Genomic DNA, 11114 nt, shown 5'->3' with positions numbered 1-11114 from the left:
TTAGCGAAATTATTTAAAAAAAGGTTAAAAATGGCAAAAAATGAAGGTTATATTTGTGTTTTTGATTGTGAGAGTGTGCCAGATGTTGAGCTTATCCGCAAAACTTTGGGTTTTGAAGGAAGTGATTTAGAGGTAAGTTTAAAAGCACTTCAGTGGCAAAAAGAACAAAGTGGGAGTGAGTTTTTGCCTTTGCCTTATCATAAAATTATCAGTATTTGTGCGGTTTTAAGTGATAATTTTGGAAAATTTATCAAAGTAAATAAAATTGATGGGCAAAATGAAAAAGAAATGATTGCTAATTTTTTTAATTTTATAGAAAATTATGAGCCAAAATTAGTCAGTTTTAATGGTAAAAATTTCGATATGCCTGTTCTTGTTTTAAGGGCTTTAAAATACAATTTAAAAGCAGCAACTTATTTGGATACTCAAAGTGATAAATGGAATAATTATAAAACAAGATTTTCAGAATTAAAACATTGTGATTTATTAGAATCCTTAGGATCTAACGGGCGTGGAATAAAGCTTGATACACTTTGTTCTATGGTGGGTTTGCCAGGAAAATATGATGTGCATGGCGATGAGGTGATGAAACTTTTTTATGAAAATGAACTTGAAAAAATTCACGAATATTGTGAAAGTGATGTTTTAAACACCTATATGCTTTTTTTAAAATATGAACTTATTAAAGCTAATGTTAGTGAAGAAGATTATGTTGATTTTCTTTCTTATATGAGAGATTTTTTGCGTGAAAAAAAATCAGATCGTTCCTATACAGAAGTTTTTGCAAAAGCTTGTGAGAGTGAAATTTCAAAAGTTCAATCTTAAGTATTTAAGAAAATATATTAAAATTTATTTTTGACATTTTTTAAAAAAAGGAATGATGATGAAAATTCTTATTAGCGGTGGTGCAGGTTATATAGGTTCTCATACTTTAAGACAATTTTTAAAAACAGATCATGAAATTTGTGTTTTAGATAATCTTTCTAAGGGTTCTAAAATCGCAATAGAAGATTTGCAAAAAATAAGAGCTTTTAAATTTTTCGAACAAGATTTAAGTGATTTTCAAGGCGTAAAAGCATTGTTTGAGAGAGAAAAATTTGACGCTATTGTGCATTTTGCAGCAAGCATTGAAGTTTTTGAAAGTATGCAAAATCCTTTAAAATATTATATGAACAACACTGTTAATACGACAAATCTCATCGAAACTTGTTTGCAAACTGGAGTAAATAAATTTATATTTTCTTCAACGGCAGCCACTTATGGCGAACCACAAACTCCTGTTGTGAGCGAAACAAGCCCTTTGGCACCTATTAATCCTTATGGGCGTAGTAAGCTTATGAGTGAAGAGGTTTTGCGTGATGCAAGTATGGCAAATCCTGAATTTAAGCATTGTATTTTAAGATATTTTAATGTTGCAGGTGCTTGTATGGATTATACTTTAGGACAACGCTATCCAAAAGCAACATTACTCATAAAAGTTGCAGCTGAATGTGCCGCAGGAAAACGTGATAAACTTTTCATATTTGGCGATGATTATGATACAAAAGATGGTACTTGCATAAGAGATTTTATCCATGTAGATGATATTTCAAGTGCGCATTTAGCGGCTTTGGATTATTTACAAGAGAATGAAAGTAATGTTTTTAATGTAGGTTATGGACATGGTTTTAGTGTCAAAGAAGTGATTGAAGCGATGAAAAAAGTTAGTGGAGTGGATTTTAAAGTAGAACTTGCCCCACGCCGTGCAGGTGATCCTAGTGTGTTGATTTCTGATGCAAGTAAAATCAGAAATCTTACTTCTTGGCAGCCTAAATATGATGATTTAGAGCTTATTTGCAAATCTGCTTTTGATTGGGAAAAACAGTGTTAAAAAAACTTTTTTTTATTTTAAGTAAGGAAGATAAAAATTTTTTATTTTTTTTGCTTGTTTTTTCAGTATTTGTTTCTTTTATAGAAACTTTTGCGATTTCTTTGGTAATGCCTTTTATCACTTTGGCCAGTGATTTTTCTTATTTTGATCGTAATAAATATTTAATCAGCTTAAAAGAATATCTTAATATCCCTGTTTTTGAAATCATTGTTTATTTTGGGGTGGGGCTTATTGTTTTTTATGTGTTTAGAGCTTTGTTAAATGCGTATTATTTTCATCTTTTAGCAAGATTTTCTAAAGGGCGTTATCATGTGATCGCTTATAAGGTTTTTTCTAAATTTTTAAATATTAATTATGAAAAATTTACTCAAAAAAATCAATCTGAAATTTTAAAGTCCATTACAGGGGAAGTTTATAATCTAAGCACTATGATTTCATCATTTTTGCTTTTGATGAGTGAAATTTTTGTAGTGCTTTTGCTTTATGCTTTAATGCTTTTGATTAATTATAAAATCACTTTATTTTTAAGTATTTTTATGGTGTTAAATGCCTTTATTTTAGTGAAAATTTTAAGCCCTATCATTAAAAAAGCAGGAGTAAGACGCGAAGAAGCGATGAAAAATTTCTTTGAAATTTTAAATACAAATTTAAATAATTTCAAATTTATTAAGCTTAAAACCAAAGAAGATGGAGTATTAAGTCTTTTTAAAGCGCAAAGTGAAGCTTTTTCTAAAGCAAATATTACCAACGAAAGTGTAGCTGCGGTGCCTAGAATTTATCTTGAAGGAATAGGTTTTTGTGTACTTGTTTTTATCGTGGTATTTTTGGTGTTGAAAAATGAAAGTGATATTTCAGGTATTTTATCCACGATTTCTATTTTTGTTTTAGCACTTTATCGCTTAATGCCAAGTGCAAATCGTATTATTACAAGTTATCATGATTTGCTTTATTATCATTCTTCTTTGGATATTATTTATCAAAATTTAAGACAAGAAGAAGAAAATTTGGGCGAGGAAAAATTAAGCTTTAATCAAGAGCTTAAAATTTACAACCTTAGCTTTGGTTATGAGGGAAAAAAATATTTATTTAAAAATCTTAACTTAAACATTAAAAAAGGCGAAAAAATCGCTTTTATAGGGGAGAGTGGTTGCGGAAAAAGTACCTTAGTAGATCTTATCATAGGACTTTTAAAACCAAAAGAAGGGCAAATTTTAATTGATGAGCAAGAATTAAATGCAAATAATACAAAAAATTATCGCCAAAAAATAGGCTATATCCCGCAAAATATCTATCTTTTTAATGACAGTATAGCTAAAAATATCACTTTTGGAGATGCGGTTGATGAAGAAAAACTTAATAGGATTATCAAACAAGCAAATTTAGAGCATTTTATAAAAAATTTATCTCAAGGAGTGCAAACAAAAGTGGGTGATGGGGGGAGTAATTTAAGCGGGGGACAAAAACAACGCATAGCTATAGCAAGAGCTTTATATTTAGAGCCTGAAATTTTAGTGCTTGATGAAGCAACTTCTGCTCTTGATACTCAAAGTGAAGCAAAAATCATGGATGAAATTTATAAAATTTCTAAAGATAAAACCATGATTATTATCGCACATCGCCTTTCTACGATAACGCAATGTGATAAGGTTTATCGTTTAGAACACGGTAAGCTTAAAGAGGAGAAATGATGAAAATAAGCTTTATTATCGCAACTTTAAATTCAGGAGGCGCTGAGCGTGTTTTAGTAACCTTAGTTAATGCACTTTGTAAAGAGCATGAAGTAAGTATTATTAAATTTCATGCAGGAGAATCTTTTTATAAGCTTGAAAATGAAGTTAAAGTTACAAGTTTAGAACAATTTAGATTTGATACGCTTTATCATAAAATCGCAAGTCGTTTTAAGAAATTTTTTGCTTTAAGAAAGGCTTTGAAAGAAAGTAAGGCTGATGTTTTTATTTCTTTTTTGGATACGACTAATATTGCTTGTATTGCTGCGAAAATAGGGTTTAAAACTCCACTCATTATAAGTGAGCATAGCAATGAAGCGTATTTAAAACCTAAAATTTGGCGTTTTTTAAGAAGGGTAAGCTATCCTTTTTGTGATGCTTTAAGTGTGCTTGGAAGCAGTGATAAGGTGTATTATGAAAGATTTGTAAAAAGGGTTAGGCTTTTATTAAACCCTTGTCATTTTAGCGATGAAATTCCTTTTGATTCTAGTTTTGAAAAGGAAAATTTGGTTCTTTTTATAGGGCGTTTAGATCACAACAAAAACCCTGCAATGTTTTTAAAAGCTATAGCGCATTTGGATAAAAATTTGCAAGAAAATTATAAATTTGTTATAGCAGGAGATGGAGAGTTAAGGCAAGAACTTGAATACAAGGTAAAATCTTTAGGAATAAAAGTTGATTTTTTAGGACGAGTTGAAAATGTCAAGACTCTTTATGAAAAAGCAAAAGTGCTTTGTCTTTGTTCTTTTGTAGAGGGTTTGCCAACGGTTTTAATTGAAAGTTTGTATTTTGAGGTTTGTAGAATTTCAAGTTCTTATTATAATGGTGCTAAGGATTTAATCAAAGATAATCATGATGGGCTTTTGATAGGTTGTGATGATGAAATAGCACTTGCTAAAAAACTTGAACTTGTTTTAAATAATGAAAATTTTAGAAAAGAACTTGTAAATAATGCCAAACAAAGGTGTAAAGACTTTGAAATTTCTCATATCAAAGAAGAATGGCTTAAGCTTATAGCTGAGGTTAAAAATGCCTAAACTTTCTGTTATAGTACCAACTTTTAATCGTCAAGTTTTACTAGAAAAGGCTATTAAAAGCATACAAAATCAAGATTTTAAAGATTTAGAAATTATTGTAAGCGATGATAATTCTAGCGATGATACTAAAAGTGTGGTGCAAAATTTACAAAAAGATGATGATCGCATTAAGTATTTTTTAAATCAAAATTACAAACAAGGCCCAAATGGCAATAAAAATAATGGCTTAGATCAAGCAAGTGGCGAGTTTGTAACTTTTTTAGATGATGATGATGAGCTTTTATCTGGGGCTTTAAGTACCTTGATGCAAAAAGCAAATGAGGGTTATGCTCATGTTTTTGGAAATTGTTTGATAGAAAAAGAAGGAAATTTAAGCAAGGAATTTAGCGGTAAGGGCTTGGAAAAAGATAGTGAAATTTCTAAAAAAGATTTTTTAATGGCTAAATTTAGCGGAGAGTTTTTTTCTGTTTTTAAAAAATCTCTACTTGAAAACAAGCGTTTTAATGAAGAATTTTATGGCAATGAAGCCACGCTTTGGGTAAATTTATACAAGGAAAAAAGTTTTTATATCCATAAGGCTTTTAGGATTTATAGAATTTTTAGGCAAGATAGCGTGACTTTAGGGGCGAATAAAAATGCTTATAGGGTGTATTTGGGATATTTAGAGCTTGCTAAAAATTTAGAAAATGAACTTAGAATGAGTAAGGATAAAGATTATAAAAAAACTTGTGCGAGTTATTATAAAATGGCAGCTTATTATGCAAAACTTGCAAAAAATTATAAAGCCCTTTATAAATGTTTGTTTAAAAGCCTAAGTATAAAAATCAACGCTCCTGCTTTGATATTACTCATTTTAAGTATAATTCCAAATAATATGATTGAAAAATTATCAAAAATTCGGGTGGCTTTATGCAAAAATTAGGCATTTTTATTTATTCTTTAGGAAGTGGTGGTGCTGAAAGAGTTGTGGCGACTTTATTGCCTATTTTAAGTTTGAAATTTGAAGTGCATTTGATCTTGATGAATGATAAAATTTCTTATAAAATTCCAGAGTGTCAAATTCATTTTTTAGAATGTTCAAAACCTAGTGAAAATCCTATTTTGAAATTTTTAAAACTACCTTTTTTGGCTTTAAAATATAAAAAACTTTGCAGAAATTTGGGCATTGATACAGAATTTGTTTTTTTAAATCGACCTAATTATATAGCCTTAATGGCAAGAATGTTTGGAAACAAAACTCGCCTTGTGATCAATGAATGCACTACGCCAAGTGTGATGTATGTAAAAAATAATTTTAATTCTTTGGCAAATAAATTTTTAATTTCTTTGCTTTACCCAAAAGCTGATTTAATCTTGCCTAATTCTAAGGGAAATTTAGAAGATTTAGTGCAAAATTTTAGTATAAATCCAAAAAAATGTGAAATTTTATACAATGCCATCGATTTAGAAAACATAGGGCAAAAAGCCCTTGAAGACATAGCTTTAAAAGATAAATTTATTTTAAGTGTAGGCAGGCTTGATAAAGGTAAAAATCATGCTTTATTAATTCGTGCTTATGCGAGATTGAAAACAGGTTTAAAGCTTGTGATTTTAGGTGAAGGTGTGCTTAAAGATGAGCTTTTAGCTTTGATTAAAGAATTAAATTTGGAAGAAAAGGTTTTGCTTTTAGGATTTGATAATAATCCTTATAAATACATGGCTAAATGCGAATTTTTTGCTTTTGCTTCTGTGTTTGAAGGTTTTTCAAATGTTTTAATCGAAAGTTTAGCTTGTTCTTGTGCGGTGGTTTGCACTGATCATAAAAGTGGTGCAAGAGAGCTTTTTGGCGATGATGAATTTGGACTTTTAGTAGAAGTAGATAATGAAAACTCTATGTTTCAGGGTTTAAAAACTATGCTTGAAGACGATAAATTAAGAAAAGCGTATAAAAACAAAGCTAAAACTAGGGCTAAAGCCTTTGATAAAGTAAAAATTGCACGCGATGCTTTGAAATATTTATTAGGATAAAAGATGTTGAAAAAAGAGTATTTAAAAAACCCTTATTTAGTTTTGTTTGCGATGATTATATTAGCTTATGTTTTTAGTGTATTGTGTAGATTTTACTGGATTTGGTGGGCAAGTGAGTTTAATGAGTATTTTTTCAATAATCAATTAATGATCATTTCAAACGATGGCTATGCCTTTGCTGAGGGCGCAAGAGATATGATAGCAGGTTTTCATCAGCCTAATGATTTGAGTTATTATGGATCTTCTTTATCTACGCTTACTTATTGGCTTTATAAAATCACACCTTTTTCTTTTGAAAGTATCATTTTATATATGAGTACTTTTTTATCTTCTTTGGTGGTGATTCCTATTATTTTACTAGCTAATGAATACAAACGTCCTTTAATGGGCTTTGTAGCTGCTCTTTTAGCAAGTGTAGCAAACAGTTATTATAATCGCACTATGAGTGGGTATTATGATACGGATATGCTGGTAATTGTTTTACCTATGTTTATTTTATTTTTTATGGTAAGAATGATTTTAAAAAAAGACTTTTTTTCATTGATTGCCTTGCCATTATTTATAGGGATTTATCTTTGGTGGTATCCTTCAAGTTATACTTTAAATGTAGCTTTAATTGGACTTTTTTTAATTTATACACTTATTTTTCATAGAAAAGAAAAGATTTTTTATATAGCTGTGATTTTGTCTTCTCTTACTCTTTCAAATATAGCATGGTTTTATCAAAGTGCCATTATAGTAATACTTTTTGCTTTATTTGCTTTAGAGCAAAAACGCTTAAATTTTATGATTATAGGAATTTTAGGTAGTGCAACTTTGATATTTTTGATTTTAAGCGGTGGGGTTGATCCCATACTTTATCAGCTTAAATTTTATATTTTTAGAAGTGATGAAAGTGCGAATTTAACACAGGGCTTTATGTATTTTAATGTTAATCAAACCATACAAGAAGTTGAAAATGTAGATTTTAGCGAATTTATGCGAAGAATTAGTGGTAGTGAAATTGTTTTCTTGTTTTCTTTGTTTGGTTTTGTATGGCTTTTGAGAAAACATAAAAGTATGATTATGGCTTTACCTATATTGGTGCTTGGGTTTTTAGCCTTAAAAGGGGGGCTTAGATTTACCATTTATTCTGTACCTGTAATGGCTTTAGGATTTGGTTTTTTATTGAGCGAGTTTAAGGCTATATTGGTTAAAAAATATAGCCAATTAACTTCAAATGTTTGTATTGTTTTTGCAACTATTTTGACTTTAGCTCCAGTATTTATCCATATTTACAACTATAAAGCGCCAACAGTTTTTTCTCAAAATGAAGCATCATTATTAAATCAATTAAAAAATATAGCCAATAGAGAAGATTATGTGGTAACTTGGTGGGATTATGGTTATCCTGTGCGTTATTATAGCGATGTGAAAACTTTAGTAGATGGTGGAAAGCATTTAGGTAAGGATAATTTTTTCCCTTCTTTTGCTTTAAGCAAAGATGAACAAGCTGCGGCTAATATGGCAAGACTTAGTGTAGAATATACAGAAAAAAGCTTTTATGCTCCGCAAAATGATATTTTAAAAACAGACATTTTACAAGCCATGATGAAAGATTATAATCAAAGCAATGTGGATTTGTTTCTAGCTTCATTATCAAAACCTGATTTTAAAATCGATACACCAAAAACTCGTGATATTTATCTTTATATGCCCGCTAGAATGTCTTTGATTTTTTCTACGGTGGCTAGTTTTTCTTTTATTAATTTAGATACAGGAGTTTTGGATAAACCTTTTACCTTTAGCACAGCTTATCCACTTGATGTTAAAAATGGAGAAATTTATCTTAGCAACGGAGTGGTTTTAAGCGATGATTTTAGAAGTTTTAAAATAGGTGATAATGTGGTTTCTGTAAATAGTATCGTAGAGATTAATTCTATTAAACAAGGTGAATACAAAATCACTCCAATTGATGATAAGGCTCAGTTTTATATTTTTTATTTAAAGGATAGTGCTATTCCTTACGCACAATTTATTTTAATGGATAAAACCATGTTTAATAGTGCTTATGTGCAAATGTTTTTTTTAGGAAATTATGATAAGAATTTATTTGACTTGGTGATTAATTCTAGAGATGCTAAGGTTTTTAAACTTAAAATTTAAGGGTTGAAAATGAGAATAGGATTTTTATCACATGCAGGAGCAAGTATTTATCATTTTAGAATGCCTATTATAAAAGCATTAAAAGATAGAAAAGATGAAGTTTTTGTTATAGTGCCACAAGATGAATACACGCAAAAACTTAGAGAACTTGGTTTACAAGTAATTGTTTATGAGTTTTCAAGAGCTAGTTTAAATCCTTTTGTGGTTTTAAAGAATTTTTTTTATCTTGCTAAGGTTTTGAAAAATTTAAATCTTGATCTTATTCAAAGTGCAGCACATAAAAGCAATACCTTTGGAATTTTAGCAGCAAAATGGGCAAAAATTCCTTATCGTTTTGCTTTGGTAGAAGGCTTGGGATCTTTTTATATAGATCAAGGTTTTAAGGCAAATTTAGTGCGTTTTGTTATTAATAATCTTTATAAATTAAGTTTTAAATTTGCACACCAGTTTATTTTTGTCAATGAAAGTAATGCTGAGTTTATGCGGAATTTAGGACTTAAAGAAAATAAAATTTGCGTGATAAAATCTGTAGGGATCAATTTAAAAAAATTTTTTCCTATTTATGTAGAATCGGAAAAAAAAGAGCTTTTTTGGAAAAATTTAAACATAGATAAAAAACCCATTGTACTTATGATAGCAAGAGCTTTATGGCATAAAGGTGTAAAAGAATTTTATGAAAGTGCTACTATGCTAAAAGACAAAGCAAATTTTGTTTTAGTTGGTGGAAGAGATGAAAATCCTTCTTGTGCGAGTTTGGAGTTTTTAAACTCTGGCGCAGTGCATTATTTGGGTGCTAGAAGTGATATCGTAGAACTTTTGCAAAATTGTGATATTTTTGTTTTGCCAAGCTATAAAGAAGGCTTTCCTGTAAGTGTTTTGGAGGCAAAAGCTTGTGGTAAGGCTATAGTGGTGAGCGATTGTGAAGGTTGTGTAGAGGCTATTTCTAATGCTTATGATGGACTTTGGGCAAAAACAAAAAATGCTAAGGATTTAAGCGAAAAAATTTCACTTTTATTAGAAGATGAAAAATTAAGATTAAATTTAGCTAAAAATGCCGCCCAAGATGCTTTGCAATACGATGAAAATAATATCGCACAGCGTTATTTAAAACTTTATGATAGGGTAATTAAGAATGTATGAAAAAGTTTTTAAAAGAATTTTTGATTTTATTTTAGCTTTAGTGCTTTTAGTACTCTTTTCTCCGGTGATTTTAATCACTGCTTTACTTTTAAAAATCACTCAAGGAAGTGTGATTTTTACCCAAAATCGCCCCGGGTTAGATGAAAAAATTTTTAAAATTTATAAATTTAAAACCATGAGCGATGAAAGAGATGAAAAGGGTGAGTTATTAAGCGATGAGCTTCGCTTAAAAGCTTTTGGAAAAATTGTTAGAAGCTTAAGCTTGGATGAGTTTTTACAACTTTTTAATGTCTTAAAAGGGGATATGAGTTTTGTGGGACCTAGACCTCTTTTAGTAGAGTATTTATCCCTTTATAATGAAGAGCAAAAATTGCGTCATAAAGTGCGTCCAGGTATAACAGGGTGGGCGCAGGTAAATGGTAGAAATGCTATTTCTTGGCAGAAAAAATTCGAACTTGATGTGTATTATGTGAAAAATATTTCTTTTTTGCTTGATTTAAAAATCATGTTTTTAACAGCTTTAAAGGTTTTAAAACGAAGTGGGGTAAGCAAAGAAGGCCATGTTACAACAGAGAAATTTAATGGCAAGAACTGAAAAAATTTATATTTATGGTGCTAGTGGTCATGGGCTTGTTTGTGAAGATGTGGCTAAAAATATGGGTTATAAAGAATGTATTTTTTTAGATGATTTTAAAGGAATGAAATTTGAAAGTACCTTACCTAAATATGATTTTTTTATAGCCATAGGAAACAATGAAATTCGAAAAAAGATTTATCAAAAAATTTCAGAAAATGGCTTTAAAATTGTCAATCTTATCCATAAAAGTGCACTTATAAGTCCTAGCGCAATCGTGGAAGAAAGTGCAGGAATTTTAATCATGCCTTATGTAGTGATTAACGCTAAAGCTAAAATAGAAAAAGGTGTGATTTTAAATACTTCAAGCGTAATTGAGCATGAATGTGTGATAGGGGAATTTTCTCATGTGAGTGTGGGAGCTAAATGTGCGGGCAATGTAAAAATTGGTAAAAATTGTTTTTTAGGGATTAATTCTTGTGTTTTGCCTAATTTAAGTTTGGCAGATGATAGTATTTTAGGTGGTGGAGCAACTTTAGTTAAAAATCAAGATGAAAAAGGTGTTTTTGTGGGAGTGCCTGCAAAAAGAAAAATATGAAATGATTATAAAAAGA

Annotated in this window: 10 protein-coding genes; all 10 read left to right on the top strand. The window is 29.8% G+C overall.

The annotated features are described in order from the left end of the window. The first annotated feature begins 30 nt into the window (after positions 1-30). The 10 genes from FBF06_RS06545 to pglD are packed head-to-tail and all read left to right on the top strand — an operon-like array spanning position 31 to position 11098. On the top strand, positions 31-825 hold the full coding sequence (locus FBF06_RS06545; RefSeq protein ID WP_032583024.1) for a 3'-5' exonuclease: 795 nt from the start codon (positions 31-33) through the stop codon (positions 823-825). A 58-nt stretch (positions 826-883) separates the two neighbouring features. Next, entirely contained in the window at positions 884-1870 is a 987-nt protein-coding gene (galE, locus tag FBF06_RS06540) for a UDP-glucose 4-epimerase GalE (protein ID WP_002874249.1), read from the top strand. Further along, entirely contained in the window at positions 1864-3558 is a 1695-nt protein-coding gene (gene pglK, locus FBF06_RS06535; RefSeq protein ID WP_070318342.1) for an ABC-type lipopolysaccharide transporter PglK, read from the top strand. Before galE ends, pglK begins: the two co-directional genes overlap by 7 nt. After that, the gene (gene pglH / locus FBF06_RS06530; RefSeq protein ID WP_002859237.1) at positions 3555-4634 is read left to right on the top strand and encodes a GalNAc-alpha-(1->4)-GalNAc-alpha-(1->3)-diNAcBac-PP-undecaprenol alpha-1,4-N-acetyl-D-galactosaminyltransferase; all 1080 of its coding nucleotides are present in this window, start codon (positions 3555-3557) and stop codon (positions 4632-4634) included. The genes pglK and pglH overlap by 4 nt, the downstream gene beginning before the upstream one ends. Beyond that, the gene (pglI, locus tag FBF06_RS06525) at positions 4627-5556 is read left to right on the top strand and encodes a GalNAc(5)-diNAcBac-PP-undecaprenol beta-1,3-glucosyltransferase (protein WP_032583777.1); all 930 of its coding nucleotides are present in this window, start codon (positions 4627-4629) and stop codon (positions 5554-5556) included. The genes pglH and pglI overlap by 8 nt, the downstream gene beginning before the upstream one ends. Further along, the gene (gene pglJ / locus FBF06_RS06520) at positions 5544-6641 is read left to right on the top strand and encodes an N-acetylgalactosamine-N,N'-diacetylbacillosaminyl-diphospho-undecaprenol 4-alpha-N-acetylgalactosaminyltransferase (protein WP_032592448.1); all 1098 of its coding nucleotides are present in this window, start codon (positions 5544-5546) and stop codon (positions 6639-6641) included. The genes pglI and pglJ overlap by 13 nt, the downstream gene beginning before the upstream one ends. A 3-nt stretch (positions 6642-6644) precedes the next feature. After that, positions 6645-8786 carry an undecaprenyl-diphosphooligosaccharide--protein glycotransferase gene (gene pglB / locus FBF06_RS06515; RefSeq protein ID WP_002867210.1) on the top strand — a complete coding sequence of 714 codons (2142 nt, stop codon included), beginning with the start codon at positions 6645-6647 and terminating at the stop codon, positions 8784-8786. 9 nt (positions 8787-8795) lie between these two features. After that, complete coding sequence (pglA, locus tag FBF06_RS06510) at positions 8796-9926, top strand: N,N'-diacetylbacillosaminyl-diphospho-undecaprenol alpha-1,3-N-acetylgalactosaminyltransferase (protein WP_032580861.1); 1131 nt, start codon at positions 8796-8798, stop codon at positions 9924-9926. After that, positions 9919-10521 (top strand): undecaprenyl phosphate N,N'-diacetylbacillosamine 1-phosphate transferase, encoded by a 603-nt coding sequence (pglC, locus tag FBF06_RS06505; RefSeq protein WP_002860214.1) that lies wholly within the window; start codon positions 9919-9921, stop codon positions 10519-10521. The genes pglA and pglC overlap by 8 nt, the downstream gene beginning before the upstream one ends. Further along, positions 10508-11098, top strand: a complete 591-nt coding sequence (pglD, locus tag FBF06_RS06500; RefSeq protein ID WP_004308598.1) for a UDP-N-acetylbacillosamine N-acetyltransferase — start codon at positions 10508-10510, stop codon at positions 11096-11098. Before pglC ends, pglD begins: the two co-directional genes overlap by 14 nt. Positions 11099-11114 lie beyond the last annotated feature (16 nt).

It is taken from the genome of Campylobacter sp. CFSAN093227, assembly GCF_012897855.1.
GTDB lineage: Bacteria > Campylobacterota > Campylobacteria > Campylobacterales > Campylobacteraceae > Campylobacter_D > Campylobacter_D jejuni.
The sequence above is the reverse complement of the archived record's forward strand: the minus strand, read 5'-3'. Positions and strand labels throughout refer to the sequence as shown.